The organism is Kitasatospora sp. RG8 (genome assembly GCF_017813315.1).
Taxonomy (GTDB): Bacteria; Actinomycetota; Actinomycetes; order Streptomycetales; family Streptomycetaceae; genus Kitasatospora.
The window spans coordinates 459,321-482,853 of record NZ_JAGIYX010000001.1 but is presented as its reverse complement, the minus strand read 5'-3'; the positions used below and the strand labels follow the sequence as shown (position 1 = coordinate 482,853).

Below are 23,533 nucleotides of genomic sequence, written 5' to 3'. Positions count from 1 at the left end.
CACCACCGGGCGGCCCCGGACGCGCACCATGCGCACCATGCGCGCCGGGCCGCTCGCGGCCGTGCTCACCCTCGCCCTGGTCGCCGCGCTGACCGCCGCCGTCTCCCTGGGGTCGGTGGACATCCCCCCGGGCGAGGTCTGGTCGGTGATCGGCCACCGGCTCACCGGCAGCGCACCCGAGCCCGGCACCCGGGACCTCATCGTCTGGCAGCTGCGCGTCCCGCGCGCCCTGCTGGCGGCGACGGTCGGGGCCGGGCTCGGCCTCGTCGGCACCGCCGTGCAGGCGCTCGTCCGCAATCCGCTCGCCGACCCCTACCTGCTCGGGATCTCCTCCGGCGCCTCGCTGGGCGCCGTGGCCGTGATCGTCCTCGGCAGCGGGCTCGGCCTTGAGATGGCCTTCGGCGGCGCCGTCGGGCTGACCATCTCGCTGGCCGCCTTCCTCGGCGCACTCGCCGCCTTCTCCCTGGTCTGGCTGCTGGCCCGGCGCGGTGGCGGCTTCTCCCCGCTGCGCCTGGTCCTGGCCGGCATCGGCATCGGCCAGTTCCTCACCGGCTTCACCAGCTACCTCGTCCTGCAGACCAGCGACGAACAGCAGACCAGGGGCGTGCTGTTCTGGCTGATGGGCAGCCTCAGTGGCGCGGTCTGGGGCCAACTGGCCGTCCCTGCCGCCGCCGTGGCCCTCGGGCTGGGCCTGCTCCAGGCCCGCGCCCGGGGGCTCAACGCGCTCCTGATGGGCGACGAGACGGCGGCCGGACTCGGCGTCGACGTCACCCGGCTGCGCCGCGAGATCTTCGTCGTCACCAGCGTGCTGACCGGCGTTCTGGTCGCCGTCTCCGGCGCGATCGGCTTCGTCGGCCTGATGGTGCCGCACGTCTGCCGGCTGCTGGCCGGCGGTGACCACCGCCGGCTGCTGCCGCTCTCCGCCCTGACCGGGGCGGTGCTGCTGGTGGTGGTCGACACCATCGCCCGCACCGCGCTGGACACCCAGGAACTGCCGATCGGCGTGGTCACCGCCCTGCTCGGCGCGCCCACCCTGCTCTTCCTGCTGGACCGACGACTGGAGCGGAATTGAGGATCGCGGTCGAGGACCTGAGCGTCACCCTGTCCGGGCGGACGGTGGTGGCCGGCGTCCACCTGGTCGCCAAGGAGGGCGAGATCGCCGGGCTGGTCGGGCCGAACGGCAGCGGCAAGTCCAGCCTGCTGCGCACCGTCTACCGGCACCTGCGGCCGAGCGCCGGGCGCGTCCTGCTGGCCGGCCGCGAGCTGGCCGGGCTGAGCCCCGCGCAGTCCGCCCGGCACATCGCCGCCCTGCCCCAGGAGCGCGGCGGGGACTTCGAGTTGACCGTCCGCGAGGTGGTGGCGATGGGCCGCACCCCGTACAAGCGGGCGTTCGCGGCGGACGACGCCGAGGACCACCAGATCGTCGCCGGGGCGCTGGAGCGCGTGGGCATGACGGACGAGGGCGACCGCCGGTTCGCCCAGCTCTCCGGAGGTGAACGCCAACGCGTCCTGCTAGCACGGGCATTGGCCCAGCAGCCGGACGTCCTGGTGCTGGACGAGCCGACGAACCACCTGGACGTCCGGCACCAGGTCGAGCTCCTCGCGCTGTTGCGGGAGCAGCGCCGCACCACGCTGGTCGCACTGCACGACCTCAATGCGGCGGCCTCGGTCTGCGACCGGCTGCACGTGCTGCACCACGGCGCCCTGGTCGCGTCCGGGGCGCCGCGGGACGTGCTGACCGCCGACCTGCTCGCCGAGGTGTTCGGCGTGCGGGCGGCGGTGGTCGAACACCCTCTCACCGGTGATCCGTTGATCGCCTTCGACCACCGCACGCCCGCGTCCGCCCGCTCACTTCCGGACGGGCTGATGGAGCATCAGGAGGTCTCGTAGTGGCTGGGGCGGCCGCCCAGCTCGACCAGGCGGCCGACCCGGGCGGCCTCCTCGCTGCGCATCAACTCCCAGCGGCCGTCCGGACGGTGGAGTACCGAGGAGTGCCAGGGCGTCATCCAGGCGTCGGCTGCCTCCAGCAGTCGGATGCCGAACTTCAGGACGCCCGCCTTCTGCGGGTGGATCGAGAGCCGGAAGGACCGCGGGTGCTGTTCGGCGATCAGGTCCCCCCAGGCCCGGCTGCGCTGGATGACGCCGTAGGCGCGCCGGCGGCACTCGCGCTGGAGCGCGGACCGGCTGCCCTCGAAGCCGATGGTGTCCTCGGTGAGGAAACGGGTGATGCCGCGGTAGAGCTTCAGGGTCTCCTCGTCGGTCATCACCTGCTCGCGGAGCTCCTCCCGGGTGGGCGCGTACCGGTCGTGCACCCGGGCGCGCTTCTCGTCGAAGGGCAGGTCGCCGAGGACGGCACGCAGGTCGTAGGTGGCGAGGTGGGTCAGGCCCTCCCGCTCGATCATCGCGCTCAGCTCGTCGGAGTACTGGTCGATGTGGTCGTCGGGGACGTGGATCAGGTCGCCGAAGATGTGCCCGTCGGAGCAGATCAGGATCTGTGCGCCGGGTTCGTAGAGCTTGCCGATCTCCTCGCAGAGACCGTTGAGGAAGGTGAGCGAGAGCCGCTCGCCCTCGTCGGGCAGGTGGCTCAGCACCTTGGCGGGGTTGGGCGACTTGCAGGGGAAGCCCGGCAGGGTGAACAGGACCGGGTCGCCGGTGGTGAGGAAATCCGCCAACTGCTCCAGCTGGAGCGGGAAGTCGGCGGGCGTCGCGTGCACCTCGGGGTCGGAGGCGCGGCGGTGCGGCAGCAGCAGGCCGAGGATCTCCGCGGAGATCCGGGCGACCTCCCGCGGGTCCGTCACGGCGCCGGCGGGCACGGACGCCGGCGCGGCGGCGGACGGAGCGGGTACGGACGCCGGCGCGGCGGCGGACGGAGCGGGAACGGACTGGGTAGGAACGGACCGGGCAGGGGCGCCCGGCGCGGCGGCGGAGGGTGCAGCGCCGGAGGGTGTGGCGCCGGACGGAGCAGCGGCGGCCGGCGCGGCGGGCCGGCCGGCCGCGCCCTGGTCGGCCGTGGCCGGTGCGTCGGCGGTCTGGGAGTCGGTGGAAACGGTGCCGGCGGGCGGCATGGTGATCCTCCACGGAACGGTGGACGGGCTTCGGGGCAGGCGTAGCCACGCCCCGGCACTGGTCGCCGGGACGCTGAGGGGGTGCCGGGAGCGGTCGTGCGGGTCAGGCCCGCTTGTCGTAGGCGACCGGCAGGCGGTTCACCCCCCGGGCGAGGACGGCGGGCACCCAGACGAGCGATTCGAGGTCCTCGCCGGGCTCGGCGGACGGGCGCAGCCCGGGCAGCCTGGTGAGCAGGGTGCCGAGGGCGACCTGGAGTTCGACCCGGGCCAGGGCGGCGCCGGGGCAGTAGTGGATGCCGTGCCCGAAGGCCAGGTGGGCGTTGGGGGTGCGGTCGAAGTCGAGGACGTCGGCGTCCGGGAACTGTTCGTCGTCGCGGTTGGCCGCGCAGAGCGAGACGATCACGGAGACCCCGGCCGGGACGGTCGTGCCGTGCAGGTCGCCGTCCTCGGCGAGGAAGCGCCAGGTGGTGAGCTCGAACGCGGAGTCGTGGCGCAGCAGTTCCTCCACCGCCCGGGTGAGCAGGCCCGGGTCGGCGGCGATGCCCTCGCGCAGCCGGGCGAGTTGGTCGGGGCGGCGCAGCAGGGTGACCAGCATGGTGGTGATCTGGTTGGTCACCGGCTCCTGGCCGGCCACCAGCAGCTGGAACACCATCGAGTCGAGCTCCTCGGGGCTCAACTCGCCCGCGTCGCGGGCGGCGACGAGCCGGCCGAGCAGGTCGACGTCGGACCCGGCCGGGTCGTGGTGTGCGCGCTTGTGGGCGACCACGTCGGCGATGTACGCCTGGAGGCCGCGCAGCCGGCCCTCGTAGGCCGGCCGGCCCGGGTCCAGCGGACCGACCGGCTGGACGACCTTGCCCCAGTCGCGGTCGAAGCGGACGGCCAGCTCCTGCGGCAGGCCTATCGCCTCGGCGAGCACCCGGAACGGGAAGTGGGCCGCGAAACCCGCCACCAGGTCGGCGCCGCCGGTTTCCGGCAGGTCGTCGACCAGGGCGTCGGCCAGCTCCTGGAGGCGCGGGCGCAGGCTCTCCGCCCGGCGCGGGGCGAACGCGTCCAGTACCAGCCGGCGCATCCGGGTGTGCTCCGGCGGGTCCTGGTGCAGCAGGTGGACCTGGAGCTGCGAGTGCTGCGGCTCCGGCATGATCGAGGCGAGCTTGCGCCAACCCGCGTTGCCCAGGCGGTGGTTCTTGCCGAGCCGGGGGTCGTTGAGGGTCTCGTGCGCGGCCTTGTAGCCGGTGACCAGCCAGGCGGCGATCCCGCTCGGGAACCGCACCCGGTGGATCGGGCCGGCCTCGCGCATCCGCCGGTAGAGCGGATAGGGGTCGCGCTTGTACTCCGGTCCGTACAGCGGTACCGGGTCGGGGAGTTCGTCGTACCCGAACGGGCAGCGCGGCGCGTCGTCGGCCGGCCCTCCCGCGGTCGGATCGTGGACGGTGTCGGTCATGCGAAGGTTCCTCCGGTCGGTGGTCCGTGGTGCGCGCGGTCGGGGCGTCAGGTGCCCGCGCGGTCGGTGCGGTGGTGCAGGGAGAGGAGGGCCACGGCCAGGACGGCGGCCAGCGTGGCGAGGACGAGCCCGGCGCGGACGCCCGTCGTGGCGCCGTGGCCGGACAGGGAGGCCGCGGTGGCGAGGGCGGGTCCGAGGGCGAAGCCGAGACTGCGGGCCAGCTGGACGGCCGATCCGGCGGTGGCCAGCTGCTGGGGCCTGGCGGCGGTCATCACCAGGGCCTGGACCGGGCCGCCGTTGAGGCCCATGCCGGTCCCGGCGAGCGCGAGCCGCCAGGAGATGTCGAGCGGCGACCAGCCGGTGTCGATCGGGACGAGCAGCAGCATGCCGACGGCGGTGACGGTCGCACCCGTCAGCGCGGTCGGCCGGGCGCCCCGGCGGTCGGCCAGCCGCCCGCCGAAACGGCCGGCCAGGACCATGCCGAGCGGGAACGCCAGCATGGTCAGGGCGGTGGTGGTGGCGCTGATGCCGTCGTCCCGGCGCAGGTGCTGGGCGAGCAGGTAGTGGGTGGCGGCGAACCCGGCGGCCAGCGACAGCACCGAGCCGTTGACGGCGGCGGTGCCGGACTCGCGCAGCACGGCGGCGACCGGCCGGCCGCCGGGGCGGCGCAGCCAGAGGACGACCAACGGCGCGGCGGGCAGGGCGAGCAGCAGCCAGGCCGGCGCGTCGGGCGCGAGGGTGAGTCCGAGCAGGACGGCGGCCACGGCGGAGCCGATCAGGGCAGCGTCGCCGAGCGAGCCCCGGTCGGGAAGCCGCAGCCTGCCGCCGTGCGGGGCGTTGCGGTGGGCGATCACCAGCGCGGCCAGGCAGATCGGCAGCTTGACCAGGAAGACCGCCCGCCAGCCGACGTGGTCGAGCAGCAGGCCGCCGACCACCGGTCCGGCGACGGCGCCGAGCGGGCCGAGCGTGGCGGGCACGCTCATCGCCCGTCCGCGCAGCTCCGGCCGGACGGCGGTGGCCGCGAGCACGGGCATCAGCACGAACAGCACCGCGCCGAACGTGCCCTGCGCCAGCCGGGCGGCCACCAGCCAACTCGCCCACGGGGCAACGGAGGCGAGCACGCTGCAGAGCGCGAAGCCGGTGACCGCCAGCAGGAGGGCGGAGCGGGCGCCGACCTGGTCGAGCCAGCGCCCGGCGGGCAGCAGCAGGGCGACCAGGGGGAGCTGGTAGCCCAGTACGGCCCACTGCGCGGTGGTGGGGGAGACGTGCAGGCCGTCCGCGATGTCGGTGAGGGCCAGGTTGACCACGTTCATGTCGAGCATCGCCACGAACGAGAGCAGCCCGGCGGCCACCACCAGGCTCCACCGGTCCTCGGGTGCCGCCTGGTCCCTGGTCAGCCCACCCGTGGCCAGCGGCTGTTGCGCTGACATGGTGCTCCTCCGATTCCCCGCGCTGTTCCGGACACCGCCTCGGCGGCGGCGTCCGGTACAGCAGTCGGAGGCGGCGGGGCTCCAGTTCCGAACACTTGAAGGAATCTTCCGGGTGGGCCGGATTTCCGCGGTTCCGGCTGATCCCGGGCGATCCCGGCCGATCCCGGGGGGTGACGGCCGGGCCGGATGGCGGCGCCACCACCCGGCCGGGCGGTCCACGCGCGATGCCGTCACGGGCGACGCCATCACGTGCCGGCCGTCACCTGCCGGTCGTCACCTGCCGGAGGGTGGCGGTCAGCAGGCGGCCGCCAGCTCGGCGGCCGGGCCGGGCGGGGGAGCCTCGCCGCGCTCGGCCGCCCGGAGCCGGGCTATCAGCTCCTCGCGGGCCCGTGCCACCCGGGAACGGACGGTGCCGACCGGGCAGCCGGCCACCTCGGCGGCCTCGGCGTAGCTGAGCCCGACCACCTGGGTGAGCACGAACGCCTCCCGGCGCTGCGCGGGCACCCGGTCGAGCAGGTCCCCGAGCGCGACCCCGTCCTCGAACCCGGAGGCGGGCGCGGTGCCCTGCCGCTCGGCGGCCTCCTGCCAGTCCGGCAGGGCGGCGCAGCGCGGCCGGGCGGCGGCCGTCCGGTAGCGGTCGATGACGGTCCGCCGGGCGATCGACAGCAGCCAGGTCCGGGCCGAGGAGCGGCCGGCGAACCCGGGCAGGCTGCGCAGGGCGCGCAGGAACGTCTCCTGCGCGAGGTCGTCGGCGGACTGCACGTCGGTGAGGTGGGCGACGAACCGCCACACGTCCCGCTGGGTGGCCCGGACGAAGGCCTCGACATCGGCCGCCCGGCCTTCCCGGGCGGACAGGGCCAGCGCCGTCAGCTGTTCGTCATCCACGGCGGCCTCCCCGGGCGGCGGCTGCGGTCGCGCCCACCCGGCCGGTCCGCCGCGCCGGGCGATGCGGGACGATGGTCGGATGAGATGCGTCCAGTTCCGCACCGCTCTTTCCGCCCGCATCGACGGTGAGCCGGCCGGTCTGCCGGACCGGCGGCTGGACAAGCACGTGGCCCGGTGCGGGGCCTGCCGGGAGTGGCTGGACCGCGCGGAACGGCTGCGCGGTGCGGTGACGGGAGCCGGGGCCGAAGGCCCGTCGGCGGACTGGTCGGCGAAGCTCCTCGCGAGCCTCGGCGGGCAGGGCCTCGGCGGGCAGGGCATCGGCGGGCAGCGCGTCGGAGCGGACGGGTCCGCGGCGGCCGGCCGTCCCGGGCAGGGGAGCGGCGGGCCGGTGCGGTAGGACGGTGGCGCCGGAGCAGGCCGGTGCGCCGTCGTGGTCAGGCATGGAAGGTCCTGAGGGAAGGGCTGGGAGCGGTGCCGCTGCGGGCGGCACGCTCGGCGTCGGTGGGGCCGGCCCGTACGCGGTGGCGCCCCGGCGGGGGCGTCGGCGTACGCGGACCCGGGCCCTGGCGGCGTGGCCGATCGGCTACGGCACGGCGCAGGGCGACCTGCCCACCGCGCAGCGGACGCCGGTGTCGGCGTCGGGTGTCGGACGGCGGGCGCGTCAGCAGACGGGGGCGGCGTACGGCGGGCCGCGGCGGATCAGGGCGTGCGAGAGCAGCACCAGCCGTGGCGGGCGCAGCCGGTGGGCTGCGGGTCCGGGCGGGACCGGCGGTCGGTAGCCGTGCGGCCGGGACCAGAGGGCGAGCAGGGGAGCGAGGAGCGCTCCCGCCAGCACGGCGCCGAGCGCGCCGAGCAGCTCGAACAGCCGGGCCAGCGCCGTCTCGCCGCGCCAGAGCAGCAGGGCGCAGGCGAGCGCGGCGAGCAGGTGGGCGGCGATCATCCCGGCGGACATGCCGTGCGCCGCCATGTCGTGACCGGACATCCCCGAACCACCGGACATCCCCGCCCCGCCCGACAGCCCCGTGCCGCCGGACCCGCCCGGCATCCCGGGCATGCCGGCCATCCCGGCCATCCCCGGGTCGGCGGCCCCGGCGGGACCGGCGGACGCGGTGCCGCCGTGCGCGGCCAGGTGGTGCACCCCGGCCGACGGCCGGAGGTCCCCGGTCGGCGGGACGTCGGGATCGATGCCGGCCATCCGGGCCAGGTCGGCCGGCGAGAGCCCGGCGGGCGCCCGGTCCGGGTTGCAGAGCAGGAGCGCCGCCCAGTCCGTCGGAGCGAGCCGCACGAGTCCGTTGCCGGAGGCGAGCGCCCCGGCCTGCTCGAACGTCAGGTGCAGCGCGGTCTGCGCCGCCACCATCCAGGCGCTGATCAGCCCCGGGCCGCGCCGCCGTCCGGCGAGCAGCCAGGTGAAGCCGAGGGTGACCGCGAACGCGCCCGCGAGCACCGGCGCGGAGACCCCGGAGCCGGCCATGGCGACGTGCGCCGTGGCGGCCAGCGCCACGCAGAGCGCGGCGAAGACCACGGCGCGCAGCGAGCGGATCCGGTCGGTCATCACGATGACACTCATCGTCGCACCCGCCTCGCCCGGTCCGTACCGCCCCCTCGGGTATTGGCCGGTTCCGCCCCGTGAGAGCATGCCCGGCCCCGAACGCGCCGGATGCCCCGCACACCCCTGACGTCCCGTCCGTCCCGCTCGCCCGCCCCTGCCGGACCGCGGACCGCGCCTTCACACCCTCCGGCGCCGGGCGGCCGGCCCGGTACCCCGCCCCGGTACCGCCCCGGTACCGCCCCGGCTCCTCCACCGGGCGGTGCTCTTCACGGTCCCCGGCGGTAGAGGCGGTTCGTACGGTTGCCGGGGCCCGGGTTGTCCGTTCCGGCACGGGACCGGTGTCCGGGCCCGCCCGTACCGTTCGGGCACCGTGCGGCGCAGCGCCGCCGGTCGGGCGGCCGGCCCGGAGCCGGCGGGGAACGGAGAGGCGGGCCGGCCGGTGCACTGGCTCATTCACGACTACCGCGAGGACGACCTCGCGGCGGTGGTCCACTTGATCGACACCACGGCCGGGCTGGGCCAGGAGTCGGTGTTCTCCCTCGCGGAGTGCATCGGCGCGCTGACCTCCCGCCAGCCCGCCGTGGTCGCCGTCCACCAGGGCGAGCCGATCGGCGCCGCGCTCGCCACCGTGGCGGGGGAGCGCGCCTGGGTGATGCGCATCGCGATCGCCCCGGGCTGGCGCGGCCGCGGCCTGGCCAGCGCGCTGCTGCGCGAGCTGGAGCGCCGGCTGGTGGCCTGCCGGGTGCGCCGCATCGCGTACGTGCTGCCGGAGGAGGAGCTGCTCGGCGAGGGCCTGCACAACGCCGGCTACACCCGCCGCCCGGCGGCCGCCTACTTCGAGAAGGACGAGCCGCCGGCCGGCGCGGCCGGCGGGCTGCTGGAGGAGCTGGGCGGCCGGCTGCTGCCCGGCGACCTCTGGGCCAAGGTGGCCGGCATGGAGACCGAGAAGAACCTGATCGAGCGCCGGGTGGTCCTCCCGCTCGCCGAGCCGGAGCGGGCGGCCCGGCACGGCGTGCGCCCGCCGCGGGCGATCGCGCTGTTCGGGCCGCCCGGGACCGGCAAGACCACCTTCGCCCGGGCGATCGCCTCCCGGCTGGGCTGGCCGTTCGTCGAGCTGCTGCCGTCCCGGCTGGCCGACGAGGGCAACCTGGCGGCCGCGCTGCGAGACGCCTTCGCCCGGATCGGGCGACTGGAGCGGGCGCTGGTCTTCATCGACGAGGTGGAGGAGATCGCCCCGGTCCGCACCGAGGGTGCCCAGGGCGGCATGCACGGCGTCACCAACGAGCTGCTGAAGCTCATCCCCGGCTTCCGCGAGGGTGAGGAGCGGCTGCTGGTCTGCGCCACGAACTCGATCCGCTCGCTGGACCCGGCCTTCCTGCGCCCCGGCCGCTTCGACTACCTGATCCCGATCGGCACCCCCGACGCGGCCGCCCGGGCCGCGATCTGGTCCCGGTACGCCGCGGGCCGGGCGGACGTCGACCTCGATGCGCTGGTCGGCGCGAGCGAACTCTTCACCCCGGCCGACATCGAGCACGCCGCCCGGGTGGCCGCCCAGTCCGCGTTCGAGCGGGACCTCGTCGCACCGGACGGCAGCCCGGCGGGCGGCAGCGATTCGTACGGCGCCCCGGCGGGCGGTACGGACGGCGGCGCCTCCGGGGACGACGGCGCGAGCACCGCCGACTACCTGGCGGCCATCGCCCAGGCCCGGCCGACCGTCACCCCGGCGATGATCGAGGAGTTCGGCGCGGACATCACCTCGCATGCCAGGGTCTGAAAGTCCTTCTGTATGACGATAGTTGCGGTTTGACACGATCCCTGTCGGTGCTGACTAAATGTGGGAACCGACAGGACAGGAGGCCCCGGCATGGACACAACGACCGCATCCGACGCCCCCGCCGCCGACCTCGCCGACCCCCGCTTCTGGCAACTGCCGGCCCCCGACCGTGCCGCCGCCTTCGCCGAACTGCGCCGGCTGCCCGGCCCGGTGTACTTCGGCGAGCGGGCGGCGGGCGGCCGGTCCGGCGGCCGGGGCTTCCACGCCCTCGTCCGCCACGCCGACGTGGTCGAGGCCAGCCGCACCCCCGCCGTCTTCCTCAGCGGTCCCGGCGTCACCACCCCCGAACCCGCCCGCTGGGTCCGGTTCCTGTTCGGCGACTCGATGGTCAACCTGGACGACCCACGCCACGCCCAGCTGCGCCGGATCGTCTCCCGCGCCTTCACCCCGCGCCTGATCGCCCGGGTCGAGGACGACATCCGCGAGGTGGCCGCCCGCCTGGTCGACCGGGTGGAGCGGGAGCGGCCCGAGGACTTCGTCACCTCGGTCGCCGCCGAGCTCCCGTTCCAGGTGATCTGCAACATGATGGGCATTCCCGAGGAGCCGCGGCGCGCCATCCTCGACCAGGTCAACCACGCCTCCGAGCACACCGGCGTGGCCCGCCCGCTGCGCAGCCGGCTCCGGGTGCCCGGACGCGGGCTGCGGGCGCTCGCCCGGATGCAGGGCATGGTCGCCCACCTCGGCCGCGAACGCCGCCGCCGCCCCACCGACGACCTGGTGTCCGCCCTGGTCACCGCCGACGTCGACGGCCGTCGGCTGACCGGGCGGGAGCTCGGCGCCTTCTTCTCCCTGCTGTTGGTGGCCGGCGTCGAGACCACCCGCAACGCGCTCGCCCACGGCCTGCACCTGCTCACCGCCCACCCCGCGCAGCGCGCCCTGCTGGTCGGCGACCTCGACCGCCACCTCGGCGGCGCGGTGGACGAGATCGTCCGCCACGCCACCCCGATCATCCAGTTCCGCCGCACCCTGGCCGTCGACCACCGGCTCGGCGGCCCCGACGGGCCCCTGCTGCGCGCGGGGGAGAAGGTGGTGCTCTACTTCGGCTCCGCCAACCGCGACGAGGCCGTCTTCGCCGAACCGGACGCCTTCGACATCACCCGCAGCCCCAACCCGCACCTCGGCTTCGGCGGCGGCGGCCCGCACTACTGCCTCGGCGCGCACCTCGCCCGGCAGGAGATGAAGGTGCTCTACCGCGAGCTGTTCACCCGCCTGCCCGAGGCCCGCTCGGTCGGCGAACCGGAGCTGATCCCGTCCAGCTTCGACAACCGCGTCCGCGCCCTGCGGTTCGCGTTCTGACACCGCGCCGGGGCTCCCTCCGATCCTGGGCCGTGCCTCTCCGAACCCGGCCGGGGCTCCCTCCGATCCCGGGTCGGGGTCCTTCGTCCCGGTGCAGGGAGGGGCAGAGCCACGAGCGCCCGCCGCCACCGTCCGCCGGGCCCGGGCCTTCGCGCCGGTGCGCCGCGCCGGCGCGCCCACGGCTACTCGGCGGGCTCCCAGACCGCGTTGTCGTGCGCGAACAGCACCCGGCGCGGCGTGAACTGCGCCAGCCGGTCGACCCACGCCCGGTAGCCGGGCAGCGGCGGCGCGACGCCCTCGCGGGCCGCCCGCCGTGCCAGCACCGCCGAGCCGTACTCGGAGGCGAAGTCGTAGGCCTGGCCGGCCAGGACCACCGCGCCGCCGTCCGGTTGCTCGACCACCAGCGACTGGTGCCCGGCGGTGTGCCCGGGGGTCGGCACCACCCGTACGCCCGGCCAGACCTCCGCCTCGCCGTCCAGCTCGCGGTAGACCGCGCCCGGGAAGTCCACCAGCGCGTCGAAGGTGTAGTCGCCGCGCCGGGCCGTCGCCAGCTCCACCGCCTGCACCAGCACCGGCGTGCCCGCCAGCAGCGGGTTGCCGCCGCAGTGGTCGAAATGGAGGTGGCAGTTGACGACCAGGTCGATGTCGGCGAGCGCGACCCCGGCAGCCGCGAGCGCCTCCGGCAGCGGCCGCCGGACCGGCCGGTAGTGGGCCTCCGTCTCCGGGTCGGCGGTCTCCGGGTCGCCGCCGCCCATCCCGGTGTCGAAGAGCAGCAGCCCCTCCGGTCGCCGCACCAGGTAGGCGAGGACCGGCTCGACGCGCGGCTCGGGCCCGCCCGCGGCGGGTCCGCCCGCGTTCGGGCAGCCCGTCTCGGACGCGGGACGGACGAAGTGGCCGAGGTCGAGACGGCGGACGGTGCTCTGCATGGCGTGGCCTCCCTGTGCCGGTCCGGGGGCTGCGGCCGGCCCCCGCCGTTCGCACCCTATCCGCCGCCCGGGAGGCCGCGGTCGGAAGGCGTGCGCCCCCGGCCCGCCCGACGCACAGGCCCGCCGGACGCACAGGCCCGCGCCGCCCTCCACGGCCCGCGCCGTGGTGTACGGCCGGGCCGGGCCGGACCGCCCGCCGGCTGCGGCCATGGCGGCCGTTCCGCCCCGACCCCGCGGGCCGTCCGGCGGATGACCGTCGCCGCCGTGGCGCTGCCGGTTGCGGGTGGCGGGCGTCACGGCGAACTCCTGAGAAGCGGAGCAGAATGCGGGCATGACAGAGCGTCCGATGCACCCGTCCGACCAGCCCGCTCCGGACGGCGGGCCCGGCCCGCACGACGGGCCGACCGCGCACGCCTGGGCCGCCCTCGGCGGGTCGGCCGGGCTGCTGGAGCGGGTCTCCTTCCACGGGCCCGACGGCGTCCTGCCCGCCCGGCTCCCCGTCCGGCAGCTGGCCCGGGCCACCGTCGCGGCCTGCTCGCTGGCCGCCGCGGAGCTGTCCGCGCTGCGGGGCGCCGGCGCCGTCCCGGAGGTGTCGATCGACCAGGGCGCCGTCGCCACCGCATTCGTCAGCGAACGCCATCTCCGGATCGACGGTCGCACGCCGGTCAGCTTCGCGCCGCTCTCCGGTTTCTGGCCGGCCGCCGACGGGTGGGTGCGCACCCACGCCAACTACCCGCACCACCGGGCCCGCCTGCTCGGCGCCCTCGGGCTGCCCGCCGACACCGGACCCGAGCAGCTCGCCGGGACGCTGCGCGACCACCCGGCCGCCTGGATCCAGGAGCGCGCGTACGAGGCGGGGGCGCTTGCCGTCGCCGTCGTGCCGCCGGGTGACACCACCCACCCCCTGGTGGAGGTCCGGGTGGTCGGTGAGACGGCCGCCCGTCCGCTGGCCGCCGCACCGCTGCCCGCCGCCGGCGTCCGCGTCCTCGACCTCACCCGGGTGATCGCCGGCCCCGTCGCCACCCGCACCCTCGCGCTGCTCGGGGCCGACGTCCTGCGCATCGACCCGACCCGGCTGCCGGAGGCCGAGGACGCCCACGCCGACACCGGCTTCGGCAAGCGCTCCACCCGCCTCGACCTCGCCGACCCGGCCGACCGCGCCGCCTTCGAGGAGCTGCTCGCCACCGCTGACGTCGTCGTCACCGGCTACCGTCCCGGTGCCCTCGACGCCCACGGCCTCGCCCCCGAGGCCCTGCTCGAACGCCGGCCCGGCCTGATCGTCGCCCAGCTCAACGCCTGGGGCTGGTCCGGGCCCTGGGTCGGGCGCCGCGGCTTCGACAGCCTGGTCCAGGCCGGCGTCGGCATCGCGGTCACCGAGGCCGGTGACGACGGCGCCGGTGACGACGGCGCCGGGGCGGCAGGCGGCCGACCTCCCGGAGTGCTGCCCGCGCAGGCCCTCGACCACGGCACCGGCTACCTGATCGCCGCCGGCGTCCTGCGCGCGCTCACCGACCAGCGCACCGGCCGCCCCGGCGGCCGCCACCTGCGCTACTCCCTGGCCGGCACCGCCTCCTGGCTCCAGCACGGCATCACGCCCGCCGAACCGCTGGACGACCGGCCGTACGAGCCCGAGCGGTGGATCACCGAGACCGGCTCGCCGTACGGCGTGCTGCGCCACGCCCTGTCCCCGGTCGCGTACGCGGGCGGCCCCACCGACTGGGCCCGCCCGCCGGGCCGCTGGGGGACGGACGCGCCGGCCTGGCTGTGACAGGCGGTGCAGCACCGGTGGCCAGGCGGACCAGCACCGGTGGCCAGGCGCTGCAGCACCGGTGACCGGGCGGTGCGGCACCGAGGGACCGCCGGGCGCCGGCGCTGTCGGTGTGATCTGGCAGCATCCCTGACATGCCTGCACACGCCACCGACTTCACCTGGTTCGACGAGCGCTACCCCGAGCTCGCCGAGGCCTACTGCCTGACGCACGTCCAGGGGATCTCCGCCGACGAGCTGCTGCGCCGGTTCGACGCCGCCCCGGGCCGTTCGGTCACCGGCCTGGCGGCGGTGGTCCAGGCCTGGGAGACGTTCGACGACGGCGAGGACGAGCACGCCCCGGACGGCGACGAGGATCTGATGCTCGTCGCCGTCACCGAGTTCGACGGCTGGGCCGTCGCGGTCGAGGTCAACGGCTACCTGGGCTCGCTGTGGGACGCGCTGTCGCGGCTCGCCGAGGGCACCCGACTGGTCTCGCACTTCCGCAACTGCAACGCGGTGGACAGCTTCCACTGGCAGGAGGGGGCGGCGAACCGGCTGCACTTCGAGCCGCTCTTCCCCACCCAGCGCGACGGCGAGGACGCCGAGGCCCCGGGGATCGCGGAGCTGCTCGCGCACTGCGGCTTCGACCTCACCGACGACGAGGACGCGGACGCCGCGCCGGACCCGGCCCCGGATGCCGTCGACGCCGGGCCCCGGCTGCACACCGAGGCGGCGTTCGCGCTCGCCGAGCGGCTGACGGACGTCCGCCTCACCCCGGAGCGCCTGGACACGGCCGGCTTCCGGCTCGGCTACGCCCCCGTGCCGTAGTCCCCTGCTCCCCGGCTTCCCGACCCGGGCCCGGCGGTTCCCGGTGTCAGACGCCGGACGGGATCCGCTTGGCCTGGGAGTGGATCCGGAAGGCCGTGATGATCTCGATCAGGCCCAGGAACAGCAGCCAGCACCCGGCCAGTACGGTCAGCGCGGTGATCGACCCGACCGGCCAGACGATCAGCAGCACGCCCGCCAGGGTGTTGGCCGCGCCGGCGAAGGCCTGCCAGCCGCGGGCGGGCATGGCCTCGTCGGAGATCGCGGCGACGAGCTGGGTGATGCCCCGGAACAGCCAGCCGATGCCGATCCAGATCGCCAGCAGCAGCACCGACCGGGCGGCGTCGCGGAAGCAGAGCAGACCGAGCAGGACGCAGATCGCGCCGCTGATGAAGGCCAGCACCCGCATCGCGGTGGTGGCGTGCGTGCCGAAGGCGGCGACCAGCTGCACGATCCCGATGATCAGCAGGTAGAGGCCGAACAGCACGCCCACCACGAGGAGGGTCTGCTTGGGCCAGACGAAGACGACGATCCCGAGGGCGAGCGAGGCGAGCCCGGCGAACAGCAGCACCTGCCAGGCGGCCTTGGCGAGCTGTGCGAGCGGGCCCTGGACCGGGGAACCGTTGGGGGTGATGATCGGGGAGACCACGGTGGCGTACTCCTGACGGGTGACGGACGTGGGCCCGGGCGGGGGCGGCCCTGGCCGGGCGTCGGCCTGAAGGGGCGTCGGCCCGCGGAGGGCGTGAGCCTCGGACGGGTGTGGGCCTCGGACAGGTGGCGCTCTCATGATCGTCACGGAAGGGTCGGGCCGCCCGCCGGGTACGCCCGTTCGAGTGGCGGGGTCACAGGGGGAACTGATCTCCCCTCAGTCGCTCCGCGGACACCCTCTGCTCATGCGCTGTCGATATCATCCGGCGATATGACTTCTGAAGGGTGGGGGACCCCTCCGGTCGAGCCCATCGGCCAGCACTACATCGTCTGCGGCGGCAACGCGCTCGCCCACCGCCTGATCGTCGAACTCGTGGAGCACTACGAGGTCCCGGTGGTGGCACTGGTACCGGACCGCACGCGCGAACACGCGCCGCAGATCGAACGGCTGCCCGGGGTGGCGGCCGTGGTCGAGTCCGGCAGCATCACGGAGGAGGCGCTGCGCGCCGTCCGGGTGGAGACCGCCCGCGGGATCGCCCTGGTCGACGGCAGCGACCAGGAGAACATCCACGCCGCGCTGACCGCCCAGGACCGCAACCCCGACATCCGCATCGTGCTGCGGATGTTCAACCAGCGGCTCGGCGAGAACATCGAACGGCTGCTGAGGAACGGCGCCGCGCTCTCCGGCTCCGCCACCGCCGCACCCGCCTTCGCCGCGGCCGCGCTCTCCCGCCCCAACTCCGTCCAGGTCGGGGACCGCTTCCTGCACATCGCCTACGACGACGACATCGACCCGGGCCGGATCTGCATCGTCGCCGACCAGATCGACCGGCAGGACGTCAGCCGGATCCGGCTGCTGCCCGAGCAGGAGGGCGACTCGGCCCCCTTCGTCCGGCTGGCCTCCGAGTTCGGCGACGACGGCCCGGTCCGGAGGGCCGACGGGGGAGTGCCCGCGCAGCGGGGGCAGGGGGCGGAGCCGGATCAGGGGGCGGGGCCCGAGCCGGAGCCGGACCCCGAGGAGGCCGGCGGGGTGGCCGCACTGCAGACCCTGCCCAGCGAACCACCGGTCCGGATCTCCTGGGCGCGCCGACTGCGCTGGCGGTTACTCGACACCCTGCGCTTCTTCACCAGCGCCCGGCTCCGGCTGGTGCTGATCACCGCGCTCGCGGCGGTGCTGATGGCCTTCGGAGTGCTCTGGTATCTCAACCGGGACTTCGGCTGGTCGCTCTACGTCGCGCTGCTCGACCTGGCGGGCGCGGCCCAGCCCGACCAGCCCTCCGACGCGGCCTCGGGCACCGGCACCGGCGGCCTCTGGCAACGGGTCGCCCAGGTGGTGATCACCTTCTGCGGCATCACCTTCGCGCCGGTCGCCACCGCCATCATGGTCGAGGTGCTCGGCTCCGGCCGGCGCGGCCAGCCCCGCAACCCCGGGGCGGGCACCCGGGACCACGTCATCGTGGCCGGCCTGGGCAACGTCGGCACCCGCGTCGTCGCCCAACTCCACGGCCTGGGCGTGCCGGTGGTGGGCCTGGAGCGGGACCCGCAGGCCCGCGGCATCTCCGCGGTCCGCGCACTCGGCGTGCCGGTGGTCGTCGACGACGGCCCGCTGGCGGAACAGCTGCGCCGGGCCCGGCTGAAGCACAGCCGGGCGGTGGTCGCGGTCAGCGGGGACGACGCCACCAACCTGGAGGCCGCGCTGGAGGCCCGCGCCGGCCGGCCCGACGTGCGGGTGGTGGTCCGCCTGTTCGACGACAACTTCGCCCGCCACGTGTACGCGACGCTGGACAACGCCGCCTCCCGGTCGACGTCCTACCTGGCCGCGCCGGCCTTCGCCGCCGCCCTGATGGGGCGCGAGGTGCTGGGCACGCTGTCGGTGTTCCGGCACGTGCTGCTGATCGCCGAACTGCGGGCCGAGGAGGGCGGCGGCCTGGTCGGGATGAACCGGCACGACCTGGAGGACCCGGGCGGCGTCCGCGTGGTCGCCGTCCGCCTGGCCGCCAGCCCGCAGACCTACCGGTGGAGCTACCCCGACCGCACCCGTGCCCTCGCGCCCGGCGACCGGATCGTGGTGGCCGCGACCCGCAGCGGTCTGGCCCGGCTCAACACGGCACTGGTGAGCGAGGACTGACGGGCGGGGCCGGGGCGCGGCGGACCGGGAGCGGCCCCGGCCGTGGGACGGCCGGCGCCCGGTGGCTCCGGCTGCTCCGGGGAGCGGGCAGTCCGGGCGGGCAGTCCAGGCGGGCGGCTCCGGCGAACGGACGGCGCCCGGCGCCCGGCGGCCGGCAGCCGAGAAGCCTGCCGGCCGCCGTCCGCTACCCGTGACCGGTCAGCGGTGGGTGAAGGAGGCCGGCCGCTTCTCGGCGAAGGCGGCCATGCCCTCCTTCTGGTCGGCCGTCGCGAACGCCGCGTGGAACAGGCGGCGTTCGAAGCGGACGCCCTCGGCGAGGGTGGTCTCGAAGGAGCGGTTCACGCTCTCCTTCATCATGATGGCGGCCGGGGTCGACATCGCGGCGACCTTCTCGGCGACGGCCAGCGCCTCGGCGAGCAGCTGGTCGGCCGGGACGATCCGGGAGACCAGGCCGGCCCGCTCGGCCTCCTCGGCGCCCATCATCCGGCCGGTCAGGCAGAGCTCCATCGCCTTCGCCTTGCCGACCGCGCGGGTCAGCCGCTGCGAGCCGCCGATGCCGGGGATGACGCCGAGCTTGATCTCCGGCTGCCCGAACTTCGCGGTGTCCGCGGCGAGCAGGATGTCGCAGAGCATCGCCAGCTCGCAGCCGCCGCCCAGCGCGAAGCCGGCCACCGCCGCCACCACCGGCTTGCGCAGCTCGCCGAGCCGGTCCCACGGGCCCAGCCAGTCGTCCAGGTAGACGTCGGGGAAGCGGTTGCCCTGCATCTCCTTGATGTCGGCGCCGGCCGCGAAGGCCTTCTCCGAGCCGGTGATCACGAGACAGCCGATCTCCGGGTCGCGGTCGAAGGCGGTGGCGGCCACGACGACCTCGTTCATCAGCCGGGTGTTCAGCGCGTTGAGCGCCTCCGGCCGGTTGAGGGTGATCAGCCCGACCCGGCCCTTGCGCTCGACCAGGATCGTCTCGTAGGTCTCGGTGGTCTCGGTCATCGCCGTTGACTCCCATTTCCGCTGCTCGGCACCGTGCACGGTGCGCCCTGACCGCCCAACGATCTCCGAAGCACCCCCGCTCGCGCCAGTCTTGCCATGCGAGACGGTCGTCACGGGCGGCGCCGCCGCCGCGGCCCGGCGCCGCCGCCCGTGCGGGGCCGGCCCGCCGGGCCCGGTCAGGCCAGGCCCAGCTCGTCGTCCCCGCGCGGCGCGAAGTGGCGGGCGACCTCCGCCTCCGACACCCCGGCGAGGTCGGCGGGCGACCAGCGCGGGTTGCGGTCCTTGTCCACCACCTGGGCGCGGATCCCCTCGACCAGGTCGTGCCCGGCCAGGGCCGCGCAGGAGATCCGGTACTCCTGGTCCAGCACCGCCTCCAGCGACGGCAGCGTGCGGGCCCGGCGCAGCGCGGCGAGCGTGACCTTGACGGCCGTCGGCGAGTTCCCGAGCACCTGCTCGGCGGCCTCCTTGGCCTCCGGGAGCCCCGTGTCCAGCAGCCGCGCGACGATCTCCTCGGCGGTGTCGGCGCCGTAGCAGGCGTCGATCCACGCCCGCTGCGCGGCGAGCGCGGCGGGCGGCGCGGCCTCGGCGTGGGCGGTGACGGCGGCGGTGACCGCGGCCGCGGCCCCGACGGCCGGCCCGGCGAGCCGCGCGGTCAGGTCCGCGAGCAGCGCGGGGATCCGCGCCGAGTGGACGAAGTGGTCCGCGAAGCCGCAGAGCAGCGCGTCCCCGGGGCCCATCGAGGCGGACGTGAGGCCGAGGTGCGTGCCCAACCCGCCCGGGGCGCGGGCCAGGAGCCGGCTGCCGCCGACGTCCGGCACCAGGCCGATCCGGGTCTCCGGCATCGCCACGGTGGAGCGCTCGGTGACGATCCGCACGGCGCCGTGGGCGGAGAGGCCGACGCCGCCGCCCATGGTGATGCCGTCCATCACCGCGACGTACGGCTTCGGGTAGCGGGCGATCAGCGCGTTGAGCCCGTACTCGTCGCGGAAGAACGCCCGCGAACCGGCCCCGCCGGCCTTGGCGTCCTCGTGGATCGCCCGGATGTCCGCGCCGGCGCAGAGCCCGCGCTCGCCGGCGCCGGTCAGCACCACGGCCCGCACGGTGTCGTCCGCCGCCCACTCCTCCAGCGCCGCGTGGACGGCCGTGATCATGCCGTGCGTCAGCGAGTTGAGCGCCCGCGGCCGGTCGAGCACGATCCGCCCGACGCCGCCGTCCTGGTGGACCAGCACCTCTGCACCCATCGGGCCCGCTCCCGTTCCTCGTCGCCGCTCGTTCCGAAGATCCTCGCCGTCCACCGTACTAGGACCCGTCCCGGACGGTAGGACCCGTCCGGGACGGGCGGAGGGGCGGCACCGGCCACCGGTACCGCCCCTGTGCCCAACGGGTTCTCCGTGTCCGGGCCCGCCGCCGCGCCGGCCGCTACGGCGCGACCCGGCCGGTGACCTCGCCGAAGCCGATCACCGCGCCGTCCGGGCCGGGGGCGGTGGCGGTGATGGTGACCTCGTCCCCGTCCTCCAGGAAGGTGCGGGTGGTGCCGTCGGGGAGCTTGACCGGCTCCTCGCCGTTCCAGGTGAGCTCGATCAGTGCGCCGCGGGTCTCCGGGGCGGGGCCGGAGACGGTGCCCGAGGCGAAGAGGTCGCCGGTGCGCAGGGAGGCGCCGTTCACCGTCATGTGAGTGAGCTGCTGCGCCGCCGTCCAGTACATCGAGGCGAACGGCGGGCGGGAGATCGGGTGCCCGTTCAGGCGGACCTCCATCGCCAGGTCCAGGCCCCAGGGTTCGCCGCCCCGGTCGTCCAGGTAGGGGAGCGGCTCGACGTCCCGGGCCGGCGGGGTGACCCGGGCGTGCTCCAGGGCGTCCAGCGGCACGATCCACGGCGAGACCGAGGTGGCGAAGGACTTGCCGAGGAACGGGCCGAGCGGCACGTACTCCCAGGCCTGGATGTCGCGCGCCGACCAGTCGTTGACCAGGCAGACGCCGAACACGTGCTCGCGGAAGTCGTCGAGGGCGACGGGAGTGCCGAGCGTGGACGGGGCGCCGACCACGAAGCCGACCTCCGCCTCGATGTCCAGCCGGCGGGTCGGGCCGAAGGACGGCAGCGCGTCGGCGGGCGCCTTGCGCTGTCCGTGCGGTCGGACCACCGGGGTGCCGGAGACCACGACCGTCCCCGCCCGGCCGTGGTAACCGATCGGCAGGTGCTTCCAGTTGGGGGTGAGCGGGTCCGACCCGGGGCGGAAGATCCGGCCCAGGTTGGTGGCGTGGTGCTCGGAGGCGTAGAAGTCGACGTAGTCGGCGACCTCGAACGGCAGGTGCAGCTCCACCTCGGCCACCGGCAGCAGCAGCGGCGAGAGCGCGTCCCGGAACGACTCGTCGGTGAGCCAGTGCGTCAGTGCCGCGCGGGTCCGGGTCCAGACCGGACGGCCCGCGCCCAGCAGCGGGTTGAGGGTGTTGGCGTCCAGCAGGACGGACGGCTCCCCGGCGGCCCGGGCGGCGGCCCCGGCGTCGAGGACGAACTCCCCGATGCGCACGCCGATCCGCCGGTGGCCCGGCCGGTCGGCGGCCGTGAAGACGCCGTACGGCAGGTTGTGCACGCCGAACGGCGAGTCCTGGGCGCTGGCGAGCCAGCTGCGGGGCGTGGTCAACGGTCCTCCTGGGACGTGGGGCTGGGGCCGGTCCCGGGCGACAGCAGGCCGAGCGCGGCCAGGTCGTCCAGGGGCTCGGCGATGCTACAGGTGCCGAAGGCGGTGAACGAGTTGCGGATCACCGTGACCTGATGGTCGGTCAGTTCGCGGACGGCCTTGGCCAGCACCTCGCCCGAGCGCTCCGCCAGCACCTCGGCCGCGGCCCGGCGGTCGGTCTCCAGCGCGGCCAGCAGGACGTTCAGGAAGCCGTGGTGCTCGAAGCCGGTGACCGGGTCGGTGTGCCGGACGGCGTGGTGCAGCCCCGCGGTGCACTTGTACGGCAGGCCGCGCTGCGCGCAGCCGGTGAGGAACCCGGCGAGCTCGTCCTCGTCGGGGAAGGCACCGGCCACCACCCCGCCGGTGCGGAACTTCGCCCGGTACGCGCTGTCGACCAGCACGTCCAGGACCTCGCCCAGGGCGTCGCCGTGCAGCAGCTCGCGCGGCAGCTCGACGGCGGCCGGGACGTCCGGCGGCAGCAGCAGGTCCAGTGCGGCCACCGCCTCGGCGGCGTCCCGGGTGGCCAGCTCGACGCCGGCCACCTCGAACGGCGCGGCGGCGGCGAGTGCCGGGCCGAGCTCGGCACTGCCCCCCGGCAGGACGAGCCCGACCCGGAGCGGGCCGCCCGCGCCGGCCGGGGCCGCGGCGGCCAGCTCGCCGAGCCGGCCCGCCCCGCACAGGAGCGGGCCGACCGCGGCGGAGTACCACGCGGAGCGGTGCGCGCGGTGCGCCGGTACCGCCTCGGCGACCGGCAGGTTCCCCGGCGGGAACACCGCCGCGTCGTCGAAGAGGCCCTGGAAGAGCGGGGGGATGCCGCCCCCGGCGGGCGCGGAGGTGCCGGTCACCGCTGCGGCCCCCGGCCGGCCCACGTCCAGGCGTAGTTGGCGTCCTCGCTGGCCCGGCCGCCCTCGCCCAGCTCCAGCGGGCGGAAGGTGTCCACCATGACGGCGAGCTCGTCGAAGAACTCCACGCCGATGCTGCGCTCGTAGGCGCCCGGCTGCGGGCCGTGGGTGTGGCCGCCCGGGTGCAGCGAGATCGAGCCCTGGCCGATGCCCGAGCCCTTGCGGGCCGCGTAGTCGCCGCCGCAGTAGAACATGACCTCGTCGCTGTCCACGTTGGCGTGGTAGTAGGGGACGGGGATCGAGAGCGGGTGGTAGTCCACCTTGCGGGGCACGAAGTTGCAGATCACGAACCCGTTGCCCTCGAACACCTGGTGCGCGGGCGGCGGCTGGTGGATCCGGCCGGTGATCGGCTCGTAGTCCCGGATGTTGAACGCGTACGGGTAGAGGCAGCCGTCCCAGCCGACCACGTCGAACGGGTGGTGCGGCACCGTGTACCGGGTGCCCGCGATCCCGTTCGGGCCGCGGTGCTTGACCAGTACGTCGACGTCCGTGCCCTCGACCAGCAGCGGGCCGGACGGGCCGCGCAGGTCCCGCTCGCAGTACGGCGCGTGCTCCAGCAGCTGGCCGTACTTGGAGAGGAAGCGCTTCACCGGGGTGATGTGGCTGTTCGCCTCGATGCAGTAGGCGCGCAGCGGCTCGTCGCCGGAGGGCACCCAGCGGTGGGTGGTCGCCCGGGGGATGACCACGTAGTCGCCCTGGCCGACCTCCAGCGTGCCGAAGACCGTCTCGACCGTGCCCGCGCCGGACTCCACGTACACGCACTCGTCGCCGAGCCCGTTGCGGTACAGCTCGCTCGGGGCCCCGGCGGCGACGTACGAGATCCGCACGTCGCCGTTGCCGAGGACGAGACGGCGGCTGCCGACGACGTCCGCGGACTTCCACTCCTGGCCCGCGAACAGCTCGTGCAGCTTGAGGTGCCGGGGGAGCAGGGGATGGTTGGCCACCAGGGACTGGTCGGGCAGCTCCCACGGCACCGCGTCCACGACGGCCGAGGGGATGCCCCGGTGGTAGAGCAGCGAGGAGTCCGAGGAGAACCCCTCCTCGCCCATCAACTCCTCGTAGTACAGCCCGCCTTCGGGCGTGCGGTGCTGGGTGTGCCGCTTGGGCGGGATGCTGCCCAGCTGCCGGTAGTGCGCCATCGTCCTGCTCCTCCTCGGCCGGGCTCAGCCGGCCGTGCTCACCGTTCCCCGAC

Annotated in this window: 20 protein-coding genes; 8 read left to right on the top strand and 12 right to left on the bottom strand. The window is 75.5% G+C overall.

Annotation, left to right across the window (positions count from 1 at the left end):
* Positions 1-28: 28 nt before the first annotated feature.
* The gene (locus J5Y04_RS02125) at positions 29-1,072 is read left to right on the top strand and encodes an iron ABC transporter permease (protein ID WP_209410033.1); all 1,044 of its coding nucleotides are present in this window, start codon (positions 29-31) and stop codon (positions 1,070-1,072) included.
* Complete coding sequence (locus J5Y04_RS02120; RefSeq protein ID WP_209409580.1) at positions 1,069-1,890, top strand: ABC transporter ATP-binding protein; 822 nt, start codon at positions 1,069-1,071, stop codon at positions 1,888-1,890. Before J5Y04_RS02125 ends, J5Y04_RS02120 begins: the two co-directional genes overlap by 4 nt.
* On the opposite strand, the gene J5Y04_RS02115 is transcribed toward J5Y04_RS02120, so the two are convergent.
* The 4 genes from J5Y04_RS02115 to J5Y04_RS02100 form a co-directional block, all read right to left on the bottom strand.
* Positions 1,875-3,065: an L-tyrosine/L-tryptophan isonitrile synthase family protein gene (locus J5Y04_RS02115; RefSeq protein WP_209409578.1), complete on the bottom strand. Its 1,191-nt coding sequence runs from the start codon at positions 3,063-3,065 to the stop codon at positions 1,875-1,877. The two genes, J5Y04_RS02120 and J5Y04_RS02115, sit on opposite strands and share 16 nt — an antisense overlap.
* A 103-nt stretch (positions 3,066-3,168) precedes the next feature.
* Positions 3,169-4,506 (bottom strand): cytochrome P450, encoded by a 1,338-nt coding sequence (locus J5Y04_RS02110; RefSeq protein ID WP_209409568.1) that lies wholly within the window; start codon positions 4,504-4,506, stop codon positions 3,169-3,171.
* A gap of 47 nt (positions 4,507-4,553) precedes the next feature.
* Positions 4,554-5,936, bottom strand: a complete 1,383-nt coding sequence (locus J5Y04_RS02105) for an MFS transporter (protein ID WP_209409566.1) — start codon at positions 5,934-5,936, stop codon at positions 4,554-4,556.
* Between the two features lie 294 nt (positions 5,937-6,230).
* On the bottom strand, positions 6,231-6,821 hold the full coding sequence (locus J5Y04_RS02100; protein WP_241002464.1) for a sigma-70 family RNA polymerase sigma factor: 591 nt from the start codon (positions 6,819-6,821) through the stop codon (positions 6,231-6,233).
* A gap of 79 nt (positions 6,822-6,900) precedes the next feature.
* Between J5Y04_RS02100 and J5Y04_RS02095 the strand changes: the two genes are divergently transcribed.
* Complete coding sequence (locus tag J5Y04_RS02095; protein ID WP_209409562.1) at positions 6,901-7,218, top strand: zf-HC2 domain-containing protein; 318 nt, start codon at positions 6,901-6,903, stop codon at positions 7,216-7,218.
* 264 nt (positions 7,219-7,482) lie between these two features.
* Here J5Y04_RS02095 and J5Y04_RS02090 read toward each other — a convergent pair whose 3' ends face one another.
* Positions 7,483-8,388, bottom strand: coding sequence for a hypothetical protein (locus J5Y04_RS02090; protein WP_209409560.1), 906 nt, complete (start codon positions 8,386-8,388; stop codon positions 7,483-7,485).
* A gap of 421 nt (positions 8,389-8,809) precedes the next feature.
* Here J5Y04_RS02090 and J5Y04_RS02085 point away from each other — a divergent pair, with 421 nt between their 5' ends.
* Positions 8,810-10,144: an ATP-binding protein gene (locus J5Y04_RS02085; protein WP_209409558.1), complete on the top strand. Its 1,335-nt coding sequence runs from the start codon at positions 8,810-8,812 to the stop codon at positions 10,142-10,144.
* A gap of 90 nt (positions 10,145-10,234) precedes the next feature.
* A complete protein-coding gene (locus tag J5Y04_RS02080) occupies positions 10,235-11,500 on the top strand; it encodes a cytochrome P450 (protein WP_209409556.1) in 1,266 nt (421 codons plus the stop codon).
* Positions 11,501-11,682: 182 nt separating this feature from the next.
* On the opposite strand, the gene J5Y04_RS02075 is transcribed toward J5Y04_RS02080, so the two are convergent.
* Positions 11,683-12,426 (bottom strand): N-acyl homoserine lactonase family protein, encoded by a 744-nt coding sequence (locus tag J5Y04_RS02075; protein ID WP_209409554.1) that lies wholly within the window; start codon positions 12,424-12,426, stop codon positions 11,683-11,685.
* A gap of 331 nt (positions 12,427-12,757) precedes the next feature.
* Between J5Y04_RS02075 and J5Y04_RS02070 the strand changes: the two genes are divergently transcribed.
* Together J5Y04_RS02070 and J5Y04_RS02065 are read left to right on the top strand one after the other, a co-directional pair.
* Positions 12,758-14,194, top strand: a complete 1,437-nt coding sequence (locus tag J5Y04_RS02070) for a CoA transferase (RefSeq protein WP_209409552.1) — start codon at positions 12,758-12,760, stop codon at positions 14,192-14,194.
* A gap of 134 nt (positions 14,195-14,328) precedes the next feature.
* Positions 14,329-15,003, top strand: a complete 675-nt coding sequence (locus J5Y04_RS02065) for a DUF6461 domain-containing protein (RefSeq protein WP_209409550.1) — start codon at positions 14,329-14,331, stop codon at positions 15,001-15,003.
* Between the two features lie 46 nt (positions 15,004-15,049).
* Here J5Y04_RS02065 and J5Y04_RS02060 read toward each other — a convergent pair whose 3' ends face one another.
* Positions 15,050-15,649: an HdeD family acid-resistance protein gene (locus J5Y04_RS02060; protein WP_307852883.1), complete on the bottom strand. Its 600-nt coding sequence runs from the start codon at positions 15,647-15,649 to the stop codon at positions 15,050-15,052.
* A 270-nt stretch (positions 15,650-15,919) separates the two neighbouring features.
* Between J5Y04_RS02060 and J5Y04_RS02055 the strand changes: the two genes are divergently transcribed.
* A complete protein-coding gene (locus J5Y04_RS02055) occupies positions 15,920-17,776 on the top strand; it encodes a potassium channel protein (RefSeq protein ID WP_209409546.1) in 1,857 nt (618 codons plus the stop codon).
* 198 nt (positions 17,777-17,974) lie between these two features.
* Here the strand turns inward: J5Y04_RS02055 and J5Y04_RS02050 are convergent, their stop codons facing one another.
* From J5Y04_RS02050 to J5Y04_RS02030, 5 genes are all read right to left on the bottom strand, one after another.
* Positions 17,975-18,763, bottom strand: a complete 789-nt coding sequence (locus J5Y04_RS02050) for an enoyl-CoA hydratase (protein WP_209409545.1) — start codon at positions 18,761-18,763, stop codon at positions 17,975-17,977.
* A 176-nt stretch (positions 18,764-18,939) separates the two neighbouring features.
* Positions 18,940-20,004 (bottom strand): enoyl-CoA hydratase/isomerase family protein, encoded by a 1,065-nt coding sequence (locus J5Y04_RS02045; RefSeq protein ID WP_209409543.1) that lies wholly within the window; start codon positions 20,002-20,004, stop codon positions 18,940-18,942.
* 178 nt (positions 20,005-20,182) lie between these two features.
* The gene (fahA, locus tag J5Y04_RS02040; protein WP_209409542.1) at positions 20,183-21,403 is read right to left on the bottom strand and encodes a fumarylacetoacetase; all 1,221 of its coding nucleotides are present in this window, start codon (positions 21,401-21,403) and stop codon (positions 20,183-20,185) included.
* On the bottom strand, positions 21,400-22,284 hold the full coding sequence (locus tag J5Y04_RS02035; RefSeq protein ID WP_209409540.1) for a hypothetical protein: 885 nt from the start codon (positions 22,282-22,284) through the stop codon (positions 21,400-21,402). The genes fahA and J5Y04_RS02035 overlap by 4 nt, the downstream gene beginning before the upstream one ends.
* Entirely contained in the window at positions 22,281-23,480 is a 1,200-nt protein-coding gene (locus tag J5Y04_RS02030; protein WP_209409538.1) for a homogentisate 1,2-dioxygenase, read from the bottom strand. The genes J5Y04_RS02035 and J5Y04_RS02030 overlap by 4 nt, the downstream gene beginning before the upstream one ends.
* Between the last annotated feature and the right edge of the window lie 53 nt (positions 23,481-23,533).

What these genes read in the sequence shown, in the direction of transcription:
- J5Y04_RS02070 (WP_209409552.1), top strand. Translation starts at nt 12,758, where the DNA reads ATGACAGAGCGTCCGATGCACCCGTCCGACCAGCCCGCTCCGGACGGC.
- J5Y04_RS02105 (WP_209409566.1), bottom strand. Translation starts at nt 5,936, where the DNA reads ATGTCAGCGCAACAGCCGCTGGCCACGGGTGGGCTGACCAGGGACCAG.
- J5Y04_RS02095 (WP_209409562.1), top strand. Translation starts at nt 6,901, where the DNA reads ATGAGATGCGTCCAGTTCCGCACCGCTCTTTCCGCCCGCATCGACGGT.
- J5Y04_RS02075 (WP_209409554.1), bottom strand. Translation starts at nt 12,426, where the DNA reads ATGCAGAGCACCGTCCGCCGTCTCGACCTCGGCCACTTCGTCCGTCCC.
- J5Y04_RS02090 (WP_209409560.1), bottom strand. Translation starts at nt 8,388, where the DNA reads ATGAGTGTCATCGTGATGACCGACCGGATCCGCTCGCTGCGCGCCGTG.
- J5Y04_RS02080 (WP_209409556.1), top strand. Translation starts at nt 10,235, where the DNA reads ATGGACACAACGACCGCATCCGACGCCCCCGCCGCCGACCTCGCCGAC.
- J5Y04_RS02115 (WP_209409578.1), bottom strand. Translation starts at nt 3,065, where the DNA reads ATGCCGCCCGCCGGCACCGTTTCCACCGACTCCCAGACCGCCGACGCA.
- J5Y04_RS02110 (WP_209409568.1), bottom strand. Translation starts at nt 4,506, where the DNA reads ATGACCGACACCGTCCACGATCCGACCGCGGGAGGGCCGGCCGACGAC.
- J5Y04_RS02125 (WP_209410033.1), top strand. Translation starts at nt 29, where the DNA reads ATGCGCACCATGCGCGCCGGGCCGCTCGCGGCCGTGCTCACCCTCGCC.
- J5Y04_RS02045 (WP_209409543.1), bottom strand. Translation starts at nt 20,004, where the DNA reads ATGGGTGCAGAGGTGCTGGTCCACCAGGACGGCGGCGTCGGGCGGATC.
- J5Y04_RS02050 (WP_209409545.1), bottom strand. Translation starts at nt 18,763, where the DNA reads ATGACCGAGACCACCGAGACCTACGAGACGATCCTGGTCGAGCGCAAG.
- J5Y04_RS02055 (WP_209409546.1), top strand. Translation starts at nt 15,920, where the DNA reads ATGACTTCTGAAGGGTGGGGGACCCCTCCGGTCGAGCCCATCGGCCAG.
- J5Y04_RS02065 (WP_209409550.1), top strand. Translation starts at nt 14,329, where the DNA reads ATGCCTGCACACGCCACCGACTTCACCTGGTTCGACGAGCGCTACCCC.
- J5Y04_RS02030 (WP_209409538.1), bottom strand. Translation starts at nt 23,480, where the DNA reads ATGGCGCACTACCGGCAGCTGGGCAGCATCCCGCCCAAGCGGCACACC.